We start from the raw sequence: 18,377 nt of genomic DNA on the forward strand, positions 1-18,377 counted from the left end.
CGCGCCGCGTAGAGGATCCCGCCATGCTGCTGCATGTTCCCAACGTACTTTCCGCCGATGAACTGGCCCATCTGCAGCGCGCGCTTGCGGCGGCGGACTGGGCCGATGGCCGCGAAACGGTGGGGGCACAGGGCGCGCAGGTCAAACGCAACCAGCAACTGCCCGACGCCTCGCCCCTGAAGGCCGAACTGGGGCAGGTGGTGCTGGCGGCGCTGGAGCGGCATCCGCTGTTCTTTGCCGCCGCGCTGCCGCTGCGGATCCTGCCCCCGCGCTTCAACCGCTACCAGGGCGGCGGCGAATACGGCCTGCATGTCGACGGGGCGGTGATGATCACCGGCCACGGCGAGCAGCGTGCCCACCTGCGCTCGGATGTGTCCTGCACCTTGTTCCTGAGCCCGCCGGAGGCCTATGACGGCGGCGAACTGGTGGTCAGCGACACCTATGGCGAGCACGAGGTGAAACTGCCTGCCGGCGATCTGGTGGTCTACCCGTCCAGCAGCCTGCACCGGGTCAACGCGGTGACACGCGGTGCCCGGCTTGCCTCGTTCTTCTGGGTACAGAGCATGGTCCGCGATGACAGCGCGCGGCGCATGCTGCTGGAGATGGACAGCGCCATCGAGACGCTGCGCACCGGCGGTGCCGACGCGGCCGCCGTACTGCAGCTCACCGGCGTGTATCACAACCTGCTGCGCCGCTGGAGCGAGGTCTGATCGTACCGGGGCCTGTCCTGCGGCAGGTGCATCATCCTCAATCGCAAATCATTCCCATTTGCACCCGGGAACGTATCTCACTACAATCCCGGCGCGTTGCGTCCCGAAACTCCGGGCCGCCGTAGACCGGACACCCCCCACTTGCGCCACCCGCACCGCCACCGCAGCTTCGCCCCCGCCATGCGCGGGCAGCGTCCGGCGTTGGCGAGCGTGCTGGCCTGGCTGGCCCTGGTGGCGATGCTGCTCACCGGCCTGCCGGTGCTGGAGCACGCCGTACCGGGCAGCAGCGACATCGTGCTGCAGATGCCGGTGGAAGAACGCCCCGCCGGCGGCGGAGAAACCGCCGCTCAGGAAGACGCACCGGCCAAGCTGCGCCGAGTGGCCAGCGCGCGGGCGTCAAGCACGCCGCTGCCGCCATTGCCCGAACCGGTGGATGCACTGGGCGCGCTGATGGCCACGATGATCGTGTTGCCGCCGCAGGTATCGCCGTCTGTTGATTCGGCACCGGCCACGCCGTTGCCGTCGGCGCCGGGGCTGCGCGTACAGCGCGGCCAGGCGCCACCGCAGGGCTGATCCCGCGCATCGCCTGCGGCGCCAACGCGCCGTCGATGCCGATCACCGCCTGTCTGCCCGCCCTGCGGGCCCCTTCCTGATCTGTGGTGCGTGGCGTGGCCTGCTGGCCGCGCCCGCGCGCGTCCGTCTGCTTTCCTTCGAGGTTATTGCCATGGCCCAGCGCCAGCGTCGTCATACGTCCCTTTCCCGTTGTTCGCTGAGCATCGCCCTGCTCGGCGCGCTCAGTGCCCCGGCCTTCGCCAACGGTGCCGCTGCCAGCTCGCCGACCACCCTGGACAAGGTGGTGGTCACCGCCGCCGGCTTCGAGCAGAAGATCACCGACGCCCCGGCCAGCATCAGCGTGGTCAGCCGCGAAGAACTGAGCAAGCGCCCGTACACCAGCCTGGTGGATGCGCTGCGCGACGTGGAAGGCATCGACGTGGGCATGGAAACCACCGACAAGAACGGCCGCGCCACCATTTCCATGCGTGGCATGCCGTCCGAATACACCCTGGTGCTGATCGACGGCCGCCGCCAGAGCAACGTGGGCCAGCTGTACCCGAACAACTTCGGCGGCGGCCAGTTTGCCTACCTGCCGCCGCTGGATGCCATCGAGCGCATCGAAGTGGTGCGTGGCCCGATGTCCACCCTGTATGGCTCGGACGCGATGGGCGGGGTGATCAACATCATCACCCGGCGCAACCAGGACAGCTGGCACGGCTCGGTCACCCAGGGCTTCACCGTGCAGCAGGACGACCAGTTCGGCGATGCGCGCACTACCGATGTGTACCTGACCGGCCCGTTGCTCAAGGACCGCCTGGCCCTGGCGGTGCGCGGCAGCTACTACGACGCCAAGGCGTCCAACCCGGAGTGGGATGACCTGCCGCTGCCGGACGGCACGCTGTGGGAGCGCAGCATCGGCTTCGGCGGTGGCGGCAAGGCGGTGGCCAACACCAACTGGAATACCGGCCTGCGCTTGAACTGGACGATCAACGACGACCACGACCTGAGCCTGGACTACGACGTCTCGCGCCAGAAGTACGACAACAGCGAAGGGCAGACCGGCACCCTGGACAGCGCCGCCAGCCTGTGGCGCGTGGGCAACGCGACCATTCCCAATCCGAACGGCAGCGGCACGGTCACCCGCCGCGTGGTGCAGCCGCGCGTGGGCTACACCGCCTACCAGCGCTATGAGCGCGACCAGCTGGCGCTGAGCCACCAGGGCCGCTACAGCTTCGGTACCTGGCAGACCACGCTGACGCACACCACCAGCAACAACCTGGGCCGTTCGCTGCCGCTGACCTTGGACGAGCGCGCGGACCTGCAGACGCTGTGGAACGATGTGTGCGCACGCACCGGCGCGGCGGCCAACTGCGCCGCAGGCCGTGGCAATGCGCTGACCGCCCTGAACGCCAGCGAGCAGGCCCGCCTGCAGGCCTTCCTGCCGCGCCCGCTGCGCACGATGGAGCTGGAAGGCTACGTGCTGGACACGATGCTCGACATGACCTTCGGCGCGCACAAGCTGACCGTGGGTGGCCAGTACAACGACACCGACATGGTGGACGGCGTGTTCGGCATGGACGGCGCCGGCTACCGTGACAACGTCAAGCAGCAGCACCGGATGTGGTCGGTGTTCGCCGAGGACAACTGGTCGCTGACCGACACGCTGACCGCCACGGTGGGCGTGCGCTACGACGACCACAACATCTTCGGCAGCCACGTCAGCCCGCGCGGGTATCTGGTGTGGAACGCGAGCGACGCGTGGACGATCAAGGGCGGGGTGAGCACCGGCTACAAGACCCCGCGCCCGGACCAGCTGTTCCCGGGCGTGACCGGGTTCGGCGGCCAGGGCGTGCTGCCGCTGGTGGGTTCGCCGAACCTGCAGCCGGAAACGAGCACCAACTATGAGGTGGCGGCGTACTACGAAGGCAGCAACTGGGGCTTCAACGTCACCGGGTTCCTCAACAAGTTCGACGACAAGATCGCCAGCGGCGGCACGTTCCCGAACTGCGAAGTGGCCCCGGCCGGCAGCGGCTACTGCGTGGACGTGGGCCCGGGCTGGGCGGCGCTGGGCTACAGCACCTTCAGCCAGAGCGTGAACATCGACAAGGCCGAAACGCGTGGTGTCGAGGCGGCGGCATACGTGGACCTGCTGGACAGCCTGCAGCTGCGCGGCAACTACACCTACACCACGTCCGAGCAGACCAGCGGCGTGGACAAGGGCAAGCCGGTGGGTGGCACGACCACGCCGGCCCGGCACATGGCCAATGCCAGCCTGAACTGGCAGCTCAACGATGCGGTCAGTCTGTCGCTGATCGGCGAAGGCCGCTACGACCGCTACCGCGACACGCTGGTGGGCAACGTGGGCGGGGTGAGCACGTCGCAGGTGCGCTACTACGAGGACTACACGATCTTCCACCTGGGCGGCAGCTGGAACATCAACCGCTGGCTGACGCTCAATGCACGGGTCAACAACCTGTTCGACAAGGACTTCGTGTCGCAGTCGTGCGTGTTGATCAGCGACAGCGAATACAACTGCGTGGACGACTACGCAACCAAGGACCAGCGCCGCAGCTACTGGATGTCGTTGAACGCGAAGTTCTGAGGCTAACTGCGTCGGGGCTTTCGGGGTGTTTGGCTGGGTCGGTGGGGGTGGGGTTATGGGGCACGCTGCAAGTACGTCCGTGTAAGCTCGTTCGCGCCATCCATGGCGCTCTACGGCCCCATAACCCCACCCCCACCGACCCCAGACAGGTGGTCGGGGGCCCCGGCGCAGTCAAGGGCGGGGAGCAAGAGCAAGAGCAAGAGCAAGATCCAGAGCAACAGCAGCCGAGCAACGCTCGGCTCTACCGGATCGCGGCTTGGTTTTTGCCGAGCCATGCTCGGCACCCCTCTCCAAAAAACGGCCAACAGTCCGCTCTTCCCATGCGCGCCGACCCTGTGTCCACGCGACGGCGGGTATGGGTTCACGGGACCCTCCACCGCATGGATGCGGTGGCGGAGCCTTATCTGATCGGAATCTGGCAGTTTAGGTGTCGAGAGCCGGCGTGGGCCGCCGTGTGAGCCTGGATCTCGACGATCGCCGTGTAGCTTGGCGCCCACGCCGGAATCTCCCTTGATCCGCCCGAACAGTTGCTGGAGCTGTCACTCGAAGCGATAAGACTGGGCAAGCGGGGGAGCTCTCGACCCTTCCAGACTATACGGAGTCGGGCGATGAACGGGATCGGGATTGATGTAAGCAAGCGCCGGCTGGATGTTGGAACCTCCGACGGCCAAACCCTGCAGGTCAGCAATGACCCCTCCGGTTTCGCTGAATTGGACCTCTGGCTGAGGCAGCGCCCGAGTAACCAGATCGTGCTGGAGGCCACCGGTGGCTACGAACAGCCTGTGCTGGATTTTCTGCACAAGGCCGGTCATCCGGTGGTTCGGGCCAATGCCTTGCGGGCGCGGAAGCTTGCTCAGGGGCTGGGCCAGAGGGCCAAGACCGACCGCTTGGATGCCTATGCATTGGCACAGATGGCCACGCTGGTGAAGCTGCCGGCCTATCAGCCGTTGGAGGCTTGGCAGCAGAAACTGCGGGAGTTTGTGCGGGCACGTCGACAGATGATCCAGGCCTTGGCCGTCGCGCGACAGCAGCAGGAAATGGTGGGTGATCGTGAACTGCGCCGGCTTTTGCAGGCCAACATCACCCACCTGAAGACACTGGTCAAACGCCTGGGAAAGCAGATTGCCGAGCAGCTCGCTCAACAGCCCCAGCTCACGGTTCTGAAGTCGATGAAGGGCGTCGGGCCGGTGGTACAGGCGGTGCTGGCCAGCTACCTGCCTGAGCTGGGCCATATCAGTGGAAAGGCCATCGCCAGCCTGGTGGGCGTGGCGCCGATGTCCCACGACAGCGGGACGATGCGTGGAAAACGAAGCATCCACGGCGGTCGAGCCGAGATCCGTCAGGTGCTTTACATGGCCGGCATGTCAGCCCTGCAGCACGAACCGCGCATACGGGACTTTTACCGGTCGCTACGGGCCCGCGGCAAGGAGGCCAAAGTAGCCATCGTGGCGGTAATGCGAAAGATGCTGGTGATCCTCAACGCCCGCGTGCGCGACGCTCAAAGCGGACCGATCCCCGCCTGAAGCGCGCCCGGGCACATCTCCAACGGCTGCCGGCCAGCGGCCGGCACTACCGTGCCCGTCTGCTGGAGGGGCCGAAGCCTCCTCCAGCAACACAGTTGCTACAAGGACGTACTTGCGGCGTGTCCCGTGAACCCATACCCGCCGTCACGCCCCGGCAGACCACAGTGCCGCTTTGCTTGAAAGCTTTGAGCTTTGGCCAAAACCACCCACAAATTGCGAACCATTCTCATCAATGGTGTAATTCGCCATTCGATCAAAGTCCACCCCCAGTGCCCACTCCAACCTCCAGCGTGCAGCAGCAACAAAGTCGCGGCTTCTGGCTGCGCACCCTGCACCAGTGGCACTGGATCAGCTCGGCCGTCTGCCTCATCGGCATGCTCCTGTTTGCCGCCACCGGCATCACCCTCAACCACGCCGCCAGGATCGAAGCCACCCCGCAGGTCGTCAACCGCCAGCTGGACCTGCCCGCCGACCTGCTCGCCACGCTCGGCGACCGCGCCGACGGCAACGCGCCCCTGCCCCGTGCCACCGCCCGCTGGCTCGATGCCCAACTGCATATCGCCATCGGCCGCCGCCCCGCCGAATGGTCCGACGGCGAAATCTACCTCTCCATGCCCAGCCCCGGCGGTGACGCCTGGCTCAGCATCGACCGCGACAGCGGCGCCGTCGAATACGAAGCCACCACCCGCGGCTGGGTCTCCTACTTCAACGACCTCCACAAAGGCCGCAACGCCGGACCCGCCTGGGGCTGGTTCCTCGACGTGTTCGCCGCCGCCTGCCTGGTGTTCTGCATCACCGGCCTGTTCCTGCTCCACCTGCATGCCCGCCAGCGGCGCATGACCTGGCCCCTGGTCGGCCTCGGCCTGATGATCCCCCTGCTCATCGCCCTCATCCTCATCCACTGATCGCCCCCACGGAGCCGCACCATGCGCGTCACCCTGACCATCGCCCTGAGCGGCCTGCTCGCCACCAGCCCCGCCTACGCCGCCACCCTCGACATCAACCTCGAAGTGCCCAAGCTCACCGTCGCCGAATATCACCGCCCCTACGTCGCGGTGTGGCTGGAAGGCGCCGACCAGACAGTGGCCGCCAACCTCTCGGTCTGGTACCAGCAGACCGGCAACAGCGAAGGCCATGGCACCAAGTGGCTGCCCGACCTGCGCCAGTGGTGGCGCAAGAGCGGCCGCACCCTGGACGTCCCCGTCGACGGCGTCACCGGCCCCACCCGCCCCGCCGGCAAGCAGGCCCTGTCGTTCAACGACAAGCAGCCCGCGCTGAAGGCCCTGGCCCCCGGCAATTACACCCTCGTGGTCGAAGCCGTGCGCGAAGTCGGTGGCCGCGAACTGCTCAAAATCCCCTTCACCTGGCCGGTCACCACCGCCCAGAACGGCAAGGCGCAGGGCGCCACCGAACTCGGCCTGGTCACCCTCACCGCCAAACCGTGACCTTCCGCCCGTCTTCGCCGGCGGGCACACCACACCCCCGCACCGCCGCGTAGCATCGGCGGTCGGACCGTTCCCCGTTCACCGGGCATGTCCCTCGTACCTGCCCCCTTACATGGAGTTGTTGATGAAGCGCTCGCTCGTCCTAGCCGCCGCCCTGGCCGCCGCACTTCCGTTCTCCGCCCTGGCCCACAAAGCCTGGCTGCAGCCCTCGCAGACCGTCGTCGCCGGCGAGAAGCCGTGGATCACCGTCGATGCGGCCGTGTCCAACGACCTGTTCTACTTCAACCACGTGCCGCTGCGCCTGGACAACCTGATCATCACCGCTCCGGACGGCACCCTCGTGCAGCCGCAGAACGCAGCCACCGGCAAGTTCCGCAGCGTGTTCGATGTCGAGCTCACCCAGCAGGGCACCTACCGCCTGGCCACCGTCAACAACGGCCTGTCGGCCAGCTGGGAAGAAGACGGCAAGCCCAAGCGCTGGCGCGGTACCCCCGCCACCTTCGCCACCGAAGTGCCGAAGAAGGCCAAGAAGCTGCAGGTAGCGCAGTCGGTCGGCCGGGTGGAAACCTTCGTCACCAACGGCACCCCCAACGACACCGCGCTGAAGCCGACCAAGCAGGGCATCGAAATGGTCGCGCTGGGTCATCCCAACGACCTGGTCGCCGGCGAAGCCGCCCGCTTCCGCGTGCTGGTCGACGGCAAGCCGCGCGCCGGCCTGGCCTTCGAGATCACCCGCGGCGGTACGCGCTACCGCAACGCCCAGGAAGAGATCAAGGTCACCACCGACAAGAAGGGCGAGTTCAGCGTCACCTGGCCCGAGGCCGGCATGTACTGGCTGGAAACCGGCAGCGAAGACAAGAAGACCTCGCTCAAGCAGGCCAAGACCCGCCGCCTGAGCTATGTGGCTACCCTCGAAGTGCTGCCGCAGTAACCCGCGCAGTTCCGCTTCAGGCCGCACCTGCGGCACGCCCCCTCCCCGGCGGAGGGGGCCTTTGACCAGGATCGATGATGGCGCGGGCCGCACGCCCCCCCTGCCCCAGCCCATGAATGACGTACCCCTCGACATCGCCAGCCTCGGTGGCCACACCATGGGCACCACTTGGCAGGTAAAGCTGGTGGTCGCGCGCACGCGTGACCTGCACCCGCTGCATGCCGGCATCCAGGCCCAGCTCGACGCCATCGTGGCGCAGATGAGCACCTGGGAAGCCAACAGTGACATCGCCCGTTTCAACCGTGCCGCGCCCGGCAGCGCACAGCGCGTGCCCGACCTGTTCGCACGCGTGGTGGACGCCGCCGTGGACATCGCCCGCCGCAGCGCGGGTGCCTTCGACCCCACCGTGGGGCCGCTGGTCGCGCTGTGGGGATTTGGCGCGCACGCCCACGCACAACGCATTCCCGACCCCGCCACGCTGGCCGCCACCCGCGCCCGCTGCGGCTGGCAGCGCCTGCACTGGGCCGACCAGACCCTGCAGCAACCCGGTGGCGTGGAACTGGATCTGTCCGCCATTGCCAAAGGCTTCGGCGTGGACCAGGTCAGCGCCTGGCTGTGCCAGCAGGGCGTGCACGCCGCGCTGGTGGAAGTGGGCGGTGAACTGCACGGCTACGGCCGCAAGCCCGATGGCCAGCCATGGCGCGTACTGGTCGAAGCCGGTCCCGAGGAAGAGGCCAGCAGCGCGCTGCCACCGCGGGTGCTCGCACTGGATGACCTGGCCGTGGCCACCTCCGGCGACCGCTGGCACCACTTCGAACAGGACGGCGCGCAGTTCAGCCACACCCTGGACCCGCGCACCGGCGCGCCGGTCACGCGTGCCGCCGCGGCCGTCACCGTGGCCGCACGCGATGCGATGCACGCCGATGGCTGGGCGACCGCCCTGACCGTGATGGGCGTTACGCAGGGCCTGGCCTTCGCCCGCGAGCACGCGCTGGCCGCACGTTTTGTCAGCCGCGGCGCGCACGGCATCGAAGAACACATGAGCCCGGCCTTCGCGCAGCTGCTGGATGCACCACAGGCGCCGCGCGCATGAGCCGTCCGTCGCGCGCCACGGTCGGCAACGTGCTGGTGATCGCCCTGCTGGTGGTGCTGGCGTGGCTGCTGCTGCGCCTGCACCTGCAGGAACCGTGGTGGCAGGGCGCACCGCTGGCATCGCACTGGCGCATCGCCGCCGCCAGCGTGTTCGGCTATGCCGCGCTCTGCGCCCTGATCTGGTGGCGGGGCCGGCCGCGCGACGATGCCGCGGTGGCAGGCGGGCAGGCACCGCTGCTGCTGGTCTGGGCCAGCCAGACCGGCTTTGCCCAGCAACTGTGCGAACGCAGCGCCGAGGCCCTGCGCGCGGCGGGCATACCGGTGCGGTTGCGCGGCTTGCACCAGGTGGACGCCAGCACGCTGCAGCAGGCCACGCAGGTCCTGTTCATCGCCAGCACCACCGGCGAGGGCGATGCGCCCGACCACGCGCTACCGTTCCTGCGCACGGTGATGCCACAGGCGCTGGCACTGCCGCAGCTGCAGTATGGCGTGCTGGCACTGGGCGACCGCAGCTACGGGCACTTCTGCGCGTTCGGCCACCAGCTGGATGCGTGGTTGCGCCAGCACGGCGCGCACCCGTTGTTCGACACCGTGGAAGTGGACAACGCCGACCCGGCTGCGCTGCGCCACTGGCAGCAGCTGCTGGGCCAGCTCGGCGGCACCGCCACCGACCTGCCCGACTGGACCCCGGCCGATTACCTGCACTGGCAGCTGCGCAGCCGCACGCTGGAAAACCCGGGCAGCCCCGGTGCCGGCACCTGGCGCGTATCGCTGGTGCCCGCCGACGGCGTCCTGCCCGCGTGGCAGGCCGGCGACGTGGTGGAAATCGGCCCGCGGCATGCGCCCGCCGCGGTGGATGCGTGGCTGGCCGCCACCGCGCTGGACGGCACGCAGCAGATCGACGGCGACACCCTGCACACGCACTTGTCGCGCGCCCATCTGCCCGATGCCGATGAAACACCGGACAACGATGCGGCGGCATTGGTGGCGTCATTGCGCCCCTTGCCGCACCGCGAATACTCCATCGCCAGCATGCCCGGCGAAGGCCACGTGCAGCTGCTGCTGCGCCGGCAACTGCGTCCGGACGGCACGCCCGGTCTGGGCAGCGGCTGGTTGTGCGACCACGCCGCGCTGGGCGGCCGCATCGACCTGCGTTTCCGCAGCAACCCGAATTTCCATGCCCCGGCGCCAGACGCCCCGCTGATCCTGATCGGCAATGGCACCGGCATCGCCGGCCTGCGCGCGCACCTGCGTGCCCGCATCGACGCCGGCGCGCGGCGCACCTGGCTGCTGTTCGGCGAGCGCACGCAGGCGCACGATTTCTACTTTGGCGACGAACTGACCGCCTGGCAGCAGGCCGGCTGGATCGAACACCTGGATACGGTGTTCAGCCGCGACGGCGGCGAGCACCGCTACGTGCAGGATCGCCTGCAGGCGCACATCGACCGACTGTGGGAGTGGTCGCGCGAAGGCGCCACGATCCTGGTCTGCGGCAGCCTGCAGGGCATGGCCCCGGCCGTGGACGCAGTGATCGAACGCGCGTTGGGCCGCGAAGGCAAGGAAGCGCTGATCGTGGCCGGCCGCTACCGGCGCGACGTGTATTGAGTGCACGGACGCGCCGCGCGCCGGTGACGTTGGTGCCCAAACGACCGCCGAAGACCTTTCGCACCACCACCGCTTCCCAATCGACGCTGATGACCGTTGGCACACACCGGTAGGGTCGGTTCCCAAACGACTGCCGATGACGGTGATCGACGCGGCGAACGCATGACCCGCAACGGGGCCGCCTTCGACACAGGTCATGCCACCACCGAACGCTGCACAGGCTATCGGCAGTCGATCGGGATGCGACCCTACCAGGGCAGATCACGCCGCTACCGCCCCCAATAAACGGCCGATGATCTCTCGCGCCAACGCCGGTTTCCAAGCGACGGCCGATGACCTCTCGCGCGACCGCCGGCTCCCAATCAACCGCCGATGACCGTTGGCACAACCACCGGTAGGGTCGGTTCCCAAACGACGGCCCATAACGGTGATCGCCGCGACGAACGCATGACCCGCAACGGAGCCGCCTTCGACACATGTCATGCCACCACCGAACGCTGCACGGGCTATCGGCAGTCGATCGGGATGCGACCCTACCAAGGCGGATCACGCCGCCACCGGCCTCCAAACGACCGCCGATGACCGTTTGCACGACCACCGGTAGGGTGGGTTCCCAAACGACTGCCGATGACGGTGATCGACGCGGCGAACGCATGACCCGCAACGGGGGCGCCTTCGACACAGGTCATGCCACCACCGAACGCTGCACAGGTTATCGGCAGTCGATCGGGATGCGACCCTACCGGGGGCTCAGTCGAATCGCGAGCAGTTCACCGCCGCCACGCAACGCAAATCGCGTGCGCGGGCCGGCCGCCAGCCAGGCGGTGTCGCCGGCGTCCATTGGCGGCAGGTCGGTGTCGCCCTCGAACTGCGCCTGCCCGGCCAACAAATGGATCGCCCACGCCGTGGTCGGTTCGGTGAAGAAGAACATGCTGCCCACCAGCGGACGGTGCAGCAGTTCGGCCTCCAGTGCGTCGCGGCGCCACATCAGGTTGAAGTCGTGGGTGAGCCCGTCCACCAGCTCGCCGTGGATCTCCGCTTCGCCGGCAAAGCGCAACCTGTCGTGCGGCGGCAGCAGCGTCTGCACGGCCCCGTCGGCGAAGCGCAGGCGCAGGCCTTCGCCGCGCAGCAACACCAGTTCGCGCTCGATGCCGGGGAACGACGAGAACGCCGCATCCTGCTCGATCTCGGCGATCGACAGGCGCACCTGCCAATCATCGGTGTCGGGCACGCGCAGAATTTCCCGCGTCCAGCCCAGCCCATTGCGCCAGCGCTCGCGGCGGTACTCGAAACTTGGAATCACGCGCGTGGCCGCGCTCAGGACAGGGTCGGTCGACATGCCCGCATTGTGCCTCAGCCAGCGCGGCCGCCGCAGTCCGGACCCAGCAGCTGCGAGCGCGCCAGCCAGTCCTTGTCGGGGTAATACGCGAACACCATCGCACCGTCACGCAGGCTGTTGATGAGCGGCTTGGCCACGGTCAGCCGTACCGCCGGGCAGCCGAGGCTGCGGCCCAGCCGACCCTGCAACCGGGCCATCGTCGGGTTCACGTACGGGGCGCCGTGGATGACGATGGCGCGGTCGCGCGCTTTGTCGTTGAAGCCCGGCTCCAGCCCTTCCAGGCGCAATGAATACCCATTGCCGCCCATGTAGGTTTCCTTGGCGGTAAACGCACCCAGGCTGGACATGAAGCTGCCATCGCGATTGGAAAAATGTTCGGTCTGGTTGCCGCCGCTGTTGCGGCCATGCGCCACCCATTCCTCGAACAGCAGTTTCTGCCGGGCCAGGTCGAACACCCACATGCGCTGCTCGGTGGACGGGCGCGAGTAGTCGATCACGCTCAGCCGGGTCGGGTCGATGCCCAGTTCCGGCCGCCTCAGTGCGCAGGTCATCGCCTTGGCTGCCAGCTGCAGCACCTTGCGGTCGGCGCCCGGCGCCGCGCGCGCCAGCATGTCGGCCAGCTGCGCCGGCGGCAACGGGGCGGGCGCGGCAGCGGCGCATGCGCCCACGGCCGCCCCGGCCAGCGCCAGCCCACACAGGGCAGTTCGAGTTATCCGGGTCACGCGCATGGACGACATACCAACAGGGCCAATCCCTACAAGGTGGACCCACCCGCGTCCGATTCCAACACCGGCTGCAGGTTCTGTTCATCGGCCACCGGCCGAACCGCCGGCAGGCTGGTCACCAACAGCGTGGTGCCCGGCACCAGCGCCTTGTACAGCTGCTCGGCAAATTCAGGCGGCAGCGCCATCGGCAGGCTGGGGGTAGCCAGCAGGTCCGGGCTGGCGTTGCCGGCGCTCTGCCCCAGCAACGGGTAGGCGGTCCACTTGTGCAGGCGCTGGTGCGCGTCCAGCGGGCTGGGCACGTCCGAGTAGCCCTGCTGCATCACGAACAGGGTGGTGCCCTCGAACGCCGGCAGCGCCTTGGCCTCCAGCCGCGATTCGCCAATCAGCACGCCATCACGCAGCACGTACAGGCGCTGGTCGTGCAGGCTGACCAGGATGCCCACCTGGCCACTCGTCGCGGCCGCGTCGTTCCAGTAATGCGCCGGCGCATCGGTGGTTTCCACCAGCGGCTTGCCGGTGCTGTTCACCGGGGCCAGCACCGCCGGGTAGGCCAGCGTCATCGGCGCGCTCTTGGCGTCGGCCACCACCACGGTGTCGCCGCGCTTGGTTTCACCGAACAGCTTCTGCGCGAACGCCTGCGGCAGGCGCACGCAGCCGTGCGAGGCCGGGTGCCCGGGCAGGTTGCCGCCGTGCAGGGCGATGCCGTCCCAGGTCAGCCGCTGCATGTAGGGCATCGGCGCACTGTTGTAGAGGTTGGACTTGTGGTCCTTGTCCTTCTGCAGAATGGTGAACACACCGGTGGGGGTTTCATGCCCGGTCTTGCCCGAGCTGATCGTGCTCAGGCCGATGGCGATGCCGTTGCGGTACACATAGGCGCGCTGCTCGTCCAGGCTGACCACCAGCACGATCGGCCCGGCCGGCGAGATTTCCGGATGCCAGAGAAATTCGCCCGGCTTGAGATCGGTGGGCCCGCGCGGTGCGGCGGTGGCTTTTTCGACGGCGGCTGCGGCCGGCGGTGCAGCGACCGCAACCGAGCAGAGTCCGCTGGCGAACAGGGTGGCCAGGGCCAGGGTAAGCAACGCGCGGCGTGGTGCCATGGGGTCATTCCATCCAGTGATGCGCAGACGCTACACCAACGCGCTGCATGAAACAGGTGTTCGCAGGGTCGGGAGCCGCCGCCACGCAGCGTGTGGCGCCAGCGGCGCGAGCACACCACGCCGTCCAAAAAGAAATTGCCCGGCCACGCATCCCTGCGCAGTACCGGGCAATCGTCACATCCTTGTCGGCATCCCGCCTTCCCCCTGTGCATCCTGCCCAGTATGGGTGCCGGCCATGCTCCCTGCACTCGGCCGTATCCTGTTCCGCCATCACAGCCCTTCCCGGGTCTGGATGCCACCGTCCTGGTGGATCCGCGCCATTCCTTCCGCGCCCGCATCCCTGCGCACCGCGTCCCTGCGTATGTCGGTGTCACCGCGCGTCCTGCGCGGCAACCAGTGACAGGCTCCCTGCCCGTCCCCGACCTGTCCTGTCTGGTCAGCGCCTCGGTACGGATGCCGGCAACGCCCTCCTGGGCGGTTCCGCGGCGGGACTCTTCATGATCCCCGTCGTCATCCGTTGTCGATTCCGTTCGACCGTTGCTGTCCCTATCCCCTTCACCCGCGTCAAATCCTCGACGCGAAGGAAGTGGCCGTGTTGTCGCCGGTACGCGACGATCGCCTCGGCCTTGTGTGGCCCCACGTTCGCCAATCCCTGCTGCAGCGTCGACGCATCTGCTGTATTGATGTCGATCCGGTCGGATGCTTGCGCAGCCCCCATCAGCAACAGTCCCAGCACCAGCGCCTTACACGAAAACCAAGGCCCCACCTTGCTACTCCTTGTGGCTCGGAACCGGTGCCTGCCGGCTATCCCGTCGGAAGCTCCAGCGTGCCTCGCCACATACACACAGCCTATCGTCCACAGCAGCTTCACACAGCCAGCCAAATACCTGACGTTGTGTAGGGAAATCCCTACCCCTACTCCGGGCGTAGAATGTGAGGACTTGCCAATGCATCCGGAGTGTCAGATGGACAGCACCAAACTCGGCCAATTCGTCAGTGAGAAGTGGGACAGCGAAATCGTCCCGCAATTGGTCGATTACATCCGTATTCCCAATAAATCGCCGATGTTCGACGCAGATTGGGTGGCCAATGGGTACATGGAGCAGGCCGTTACCCTGATGGAAACCTGGGCCCGTGCCCAGAATCTGCCGGGCCTGACGGTGGAGGTGGTGCGCCTGGAAGGCCGCACGCCGCTGCTGCTGCTGGAAATCCCCGCCTCCGGCGCCGAGACCGGCGACGACACCATCCTGCTGTACGGCCACCTGGACAAGCAGCCGGAAATGACCGGCTGGGACGACGACCTGGGCCCGTGGATTCCGGTGCTGCGCGGCGACAAGCTGTACGGCCGCGGTGGCGCCGACGACGGTTACGCCATGTTCGGTTCGCTGGCTGCCGTGCTGGCGCTGCAGGAACAGGGCCTGCCGCATGCGCGCTGCGTGGTGCTGATCGAAGCCTGCGAAGAATCGGGCAGCTACGACCTGCCGGCCTACGTGGACCACCTGGCCGACCGCATCGGCAAGCCGTCGCTGGTGGTGTGCCTGGATTCGGGCTGCGCCAACTACGACCAGCTGTGGTGCACCACCTCGCTGCGCGGCCTGACCGGCGGCAACTTCTCGGTCAAGGTGCTCAACGAAGGCGTGCATTCCGGAGATGCCTCCGGCGTGATCCCGTCCAGCTTCCGTCTGCTGCGCCAGCTGCTGTCGCGCATCGAGGACGAGAACACCGGCCGCATCCTGATCGACGGCATGAATGTCGAGATCCCGGCCGAGCGCCTGGAACAGGCCAAGCGCGCCGCCGATGTGGTGGACACCGCGATCTTCGAGAAATTCCCGATGGTCGACGGCCTGAAGCCGATGAACGAAGACCTCACCGAGCTGGTGCTCAACCGCACCTGGCGCCCGGCGTTGTCGGTGACCGGCGTGGACGGCATGCCGCCGCTGGCGTCGGCCGGCAACGTGCTGCGCCCGCATACCGCGGTGAAGCTGTCGCTGCGCCTGCCGCCCACCGCCGACGGCAAGGCCTGCGGCGAGCTGCTCAAGGAAGCGCTGCTGCGCGACCCGCCGAACGGCGCGGAAGTGAAGCTGGACCTGGAAAAGGCCTCCAGCGGCTGGAACGCCCCGGCCATGGCGCCGTGGCTGACCCAGGCCATCGACGATGCCAGCCAGACCTTCTTCGGCAAGCCGGCGATGTACATGGGCGAAGGCGGCTCGATCCCGTTCATGGGCATGCTGGGTGAGAAGTTCCCCGGCGCGCAGTTCATGATCACCGGCGTGCTGGGCCCGCATTCCAACGCGCATGGCCCGAACGAGTTCCTGCACATTCCGATGGGCAAGAAGGTCACCGCGTGCGTGTCCAAGGTCATCAGCGAGCACTACGCGGCCAGCCTGCGCGGCGAGACCAGCGGTTCGCCGGTTGCCGCCGACAGCGGCACCCGCCACGGCGGCCACGGCTGCTGCTGATTGCGTGATGCCGTGACGGACGCAGCCTGGCCTTGCTAGGCTGCGTCCATCCTTCGACGGCGCAGATGGCATGAACGGACTGTTTGGCAGCACCAGCTGGCTCTACATCATCCTGGTCGGCTTCGTGGTCGGCCTGCTCGGGCGCTTCTTCATGCCCGGCAACAACCGCATGGGCTGCCTGCTGACCATCGTGCTGGGCATCGTCGGCGCACTGCTGGCCGGCTGGTTCGGCCAGTACATGGGCTGGTATGCCGCCGGTGAGCCGGCCGGCTTCCTCGGCGCGGTCCTCGGTGCGGTGGCCGTGCTCGCCGTGCTGCGGCTGGTCAGCGGCGGCGACAAGCGCTGAGCCCCCGCACGTTTCCCATTCCCCTGGCGCCCCCCGGTGCCGCTTCGACGTACCTGTCCATGAACGATCCTGCTTCCGATCCCCTGCGCGCCGAACTGCGCCGCCAGTGGGCCAGCACCGCGCTGAACGACCCGCAGCTGGCGCTCGACCGCGCCTCGGTCGACGCCGGGTTCCGCAGCTACTGGCGTGCCACCAGCACGCGCGGCAGCCACATCGTGATGGACTCCCCGCCCGGGCTGGAGGACGTGCGCCCGTGGCTGCGCATGCACGACCTGCTGGAACCCAACGGCGTGCGCGTGCCGCAGGTGCTCGAGCGCGATGTCGAGCAGGGCTTCCTGCTGCTGGAAGACCTGGGCGGGCCCACGCTGGCCCGGCACATCGACGACCGCAATGCCGATGCGTGGTTCGATGCCGCGTTCGCGCAGCTGATCCGCCTGCAACAGATTCCCGTGCCCGAGGGCATGGGCAGCTTCGGTGAGGCGCTGCTGCAGCGCGACGCCGGGCTGTTTGACGAATGGTTCCTGCAGCGCCACCTGGGCCTGCAGCTGGACTGCGGCGAGCTGGAGCAGCTGCAACTGGTGCACCGGCGGCTGATGGACAACGCGCTGAACCAGCCGCAGGTGCTCACCCACCGCGACTTCATGCCGCGCAACCTGATGCCGGTCGACGGCGGCCCGGCCGTGCTGGACTTCCAGGACCTGGTCCGCGGGCCGATCGCCTACGACCCGGTGAGCCTGTTCAAGGATGCGTTCCTGAGCTGGCCGCTGGCCAAGGTGGATGCGTGGCTGGCGCGCTACCACGCCCAGGCGCTGGCCGCGGGCCTGCCGGTGCGGCCGTGGCCGCACTTCCTGCGCGACGCCGACTGGATGGGCGTGCAGCGCCATCTGAAGATCCTGGGCCTGTTCGTGCGCCTGCGCGACCGCGACGGCAAGGGCCACTATTTCGACGACGCGCCGCGCTTCATCGCCTACCTGGACGAAGTGCTGCCGCGCCATCCCGAACTGGCCGCGCTGGACGACCTGCTGCAGCGGCGCATCAAACCGGCGTTGGCGCAGCTGGCCAGCCCGGTGCTGGCGCGCCCATGAAGGCACTGATTTTCTCGGCGGGCAAAGGCGAGCGCATGCGCCCGCTGACCCTGCACACGCCCAAGCCGCTGCTGCGGGCCGGCGGCAAGCCGTTGATCGCCTGGCACCTGGAAAAGCTGGCCGCTGCGGGCGTCCGTGAGGTGGTGGTCAACACCTCGTGGCTGGGGGACCAGTTCGCCCCCGCCTTGGGCGACGGCGCGCGCTGGGGCCTGCGCCTGCACCTCATCGACGAAGGCCCGGTACCACTGGAAACCGGCGGCGGCATCCTCAACGCCTTACCGCTGCTCGGCGATGCGCCGTTCCTGGTGGTCAACGGCGATGTCTGGACCGACCTGGATTTCGGCACGCTGCCGGAGGCACCGGCGGGCGATGCGCACCTGGTGCTGGTCGACAATCCGGTCCAGCATCCGCGCGGCGATTTCATCCTGCATCCCGATGGCCGCATTGATGAAGATGGCGACGCCGCACGCCTGACCTATGCCGGCATCGGCGTGTACCGCCCGGCCATCCTTGACCGCTGGCGCGCGGTGATCGGCGCCACCGCAGGCGCGGCGGCCCAACCGCCGCAGTTCGGCCTGGCCCCGCTGCTGCGGCATGCCATGGGCCAGGGCCGCGTGGGCGGGCAGCATCACCGCGGGCGCTGGACCGACGTGGGCACGCCGGAGCGTCTGGCGCAGCTGGACGCCCAGTTGCAGTCCCGGCACGGGTAAAACACCGCAGGCACGAACCTGGGCGACCCGGTGGTAGAGCCGACCGTTGGTCGGCTGCTCTCCGCTCGGGCCTGGCAGATAGCCGACCAACGGTCGGCTCTACACGGTGGGGGCCCGTCTCCAGAGCAGCAGACCAACGGTCGGCTCTACATG

17 protein-coding genes are annotated in these 18,377 nt (G+C 68.0%); 13 read left to right on the top strand and 4 right to left on the bottom strand.

Going from position 1 to position 18,377, the window contains the following annotated elements; all coding sequences use genetic code 11:
- The first annotated feature begins 23 nt into the window (after positions 1-23).
- The 9 genes from DX03_RS14695 to DX03_RS14735 all read left to right on the top strand — a co-directional run bounded on the left by DX03_RS14695 (position 24) and on the right by DX03_RS14735 (position 10,463).
- Complete coding sequence (locus DX03_RS14695) at positions 24-710, top strand: Fe2+-dependent dioxygenase (RefSeq protein WP_038689916.1); 687 nt, start codon at positions 24-26, stop codon at positions 708-710.
- A gap of 141 nt (positions 711-851) precedes the next feature.
- Positions 852-1,283 carry a hypothetical protein gene (locus tag DX03_RS14700; RefSeq protein ID WP_244880131.1) on the top strand — a complete coding sequence of 144 codons (432 nt, stop codon included), beginning with the start codon at positions 852-854 and terminating at the stop codon, positions 1,281-1,283.
- 151 nt (positions 1,284-1,434) lie between these two features.
- Positions 1,435-3,867 carry a TonB-dependent receptor domain-containing protein gene (locus DX03_RS14705; RefSeq protein ID WP_038689920.1) on the top strand — a complete coding sequence of 811 codons (2,433 nt, stop codon included), beginning with the start codon at positions 1,435-1,437 and terminating at the stop codon, positions 3,865-3,867.
- A 608-nt stretch (positions 3,868-4,475) separates the two neighbouring features.
- Positions 4,476-5,390, top strand: coding sequence for an IS110 family RNA-guided transposase (locus DX03_RS14710; protein ID WP_038685553.1), 915 nt, complete (start codon positions 4,476-4,478; stop codon positions 5,388-5,390).
- Between the two features lie 269 nt (positions 5,391-5,659).
- A complete protein-coding gene (locus tag DX03_RS14715) occupies positions 5,660-6,295 on the top strand; it encodes a PepSY-associated TM helix domain-containing protein (protein ID WP_102100640.1) in 636 nt (211 codons plus the stop codon).
- A 21-nt stretch (positions 6,296-6,316) separates the two neighbouring features.
- Positions 6,317-6,835: a DUF2271 domain-containing protein gene (locus DX03_RS14720; protein ID WP_038689924.1), complete on the top strand. Its 519-nt coding sequence runs from the start codon at positions 6,317-6,319 to the stop codon at positions 6,833-6,835.
- 124 nt (positions 6,836-6,959) lie between these two features.
- Positions 6,960-7,766: a DUF4198 domain-containing protein gene (locus DX03_RS14725; RefSeq protein ID WP_038692444.1), complete on the top strand. Its 807-nt coding sequence runs from the start codon at positions 6,960-6,962 to the stop codon at positions 7,764-7,766.
- 112 nt (positions 7,767-7,878) lie between these two features.
- Positions 7,879-8,859: an FAD:protein FMN transferase gene (locus tag DX03_RS14730; RefSeq protein ID WP_038689926.1), complete on the top strand. Its 981-nt coding sequence runs from the start codon at positions 7,879-7,881 to the stop codon at positions 8,857-8,859.
- Positions 8,856-10,463 carry a sulfite reductase subunit alpha gene (locus DX03_RS14735; protein WP_038689928.1) on the top strand — a complete coding sequence of 536 codons (1,608 nt, stop codon included), beginning with the start codon at positions 8,856-8,858 and terminating at the stop codon, positions 10,461-10,463. The genes DX03_RS14730 and DX03_RS14735 overlap by 4 nt, the downstream gene beginning before the upstream one ends.
- 739 nt (positions 10,464-11,202) lie before the next feature.
- Here DX03_RS14735 and DX03_RS14740 read toward each other — a convergent pair.
- From DX03_RS14740 to DX03_RS14755, 4 genes are all read right to left on the bottom strand, one after another.
- Positions 11,203-11,802 (bottom strand): HutD/Ves family protein, encoded by a 600-nt coding sequence (locus tag DX03_RS14740; protein WP_038689929.1) that lies wholly within the window; start codon positions 11,800-11,802, stop codon positions 11,203-11,205.
- A gap of 14 nt (positions 11,803-11,816) precedes the next feature.
- Positions 11,817-12,530 carry a murein L,D-transpeptidase catalytic domain family protein gene (locus DX03_RS14745; RefSeq protein WP_038689931.1) on the bottom strand — a complete coding sequence of 238 codons (714 nt, stop codon included), beginning with the start codon at positions 12,528-12,530 and terminating at the stop codon, positions 11,817-11,819.
- A 26-nt stretch (positions 12,531-12,556) separates the two neighbouring features.
- Complete coding sequence (locus DX03_RS14750; RefSeq protein WP_038689933.1) at positions 12,557-13,624, bottom strand: L,D-transpeptidase; 1,068 nt, start codon at positions 13,622-13,624, stop codon at positions 12,557-12,559.
- Between the two features lie 436 nt (positions 13,625-14,060).
- Positions 14,061-14,390, bottom strand: coding sequence for a ComEA family DNA-binding protein (locus DX03_RS14755; RefSeq protein ID WP_038692446.1), 330 nt, complete (start codon positions 14,388-14,390; stop codon positions 14,061-14,063).
- 199 nt (positions 14,391-14,589) lie between these two features.
- Between DX03_RS14755 and DX03_RS14760 the strand changes: the two genes are divergently transcribed.
- From DX03_RS14760 to murU, 4 genes are all read left to right on the top strand, one after another.
- Complete coding sequence (locus DX03_RS14760) at positions 14,590-16,083, top strand: M20 family metallopeptidase (RefSeq protein ID WP_038689935.1); 1,494 nt, start codon at positions 14,590-14,592, stop codon at positions 16,081-16,083.
- A gap of 70 nt (positions 16,084-16,153) precedes the next feature.
- Positions 16,154-16,429 carry a GlsB/YeaQ/YmgE family stress response membrane protein gene (locus DX03_RS14765; RefSeq protein WP_038689937.1) on the top strand — a complete coding sequence of 92 codons (276 nt, stop codon included), beginning with the start codon at positions 16,154-16,156 and terminating at the stop codon, positions 16,427-16,429.
- 59 nt (positions 16,430-16,488) lie between these two features.
- Complete coding sequence (locus DX03_RS14770; protein ID WP_038689939.1) at positions 16,489-17,514, top strand: aminoglycoside phosphotransferase family protein; 1,026 nt, start codon at positions 16,489-16,491, stop codon at positions 17,512-17,514.
- A complete protein-coding gene (murU, locus tag DX03_RS14775; RefSeq protein WP_038689941.1) occupies positions 17,511-18,224 on the top strand; it encodes an N-acetylmuramate alpha-1-phosphate uridylyltransferase MurU in 714 nt (237 codons plus the stop codon). Before DX03_RS14770 ends, murU begins: the two co-directional genes overlap by 4 nt.
- The last annotated feature ends 153 nt before the right edge of the window (positions 18,225-18,377 follow it).

It is taken from the genome of Stenotrophomonas rhizophila (assembly GCF_000661955.1).
Classification (GTDB): Bacteria; Pseudomonadota; Gammaproteobacteria; order Xanthomonadales; family Xanthomonadaceae; genus Stenotrophomonas; species Stenotrophomonas rhizophila.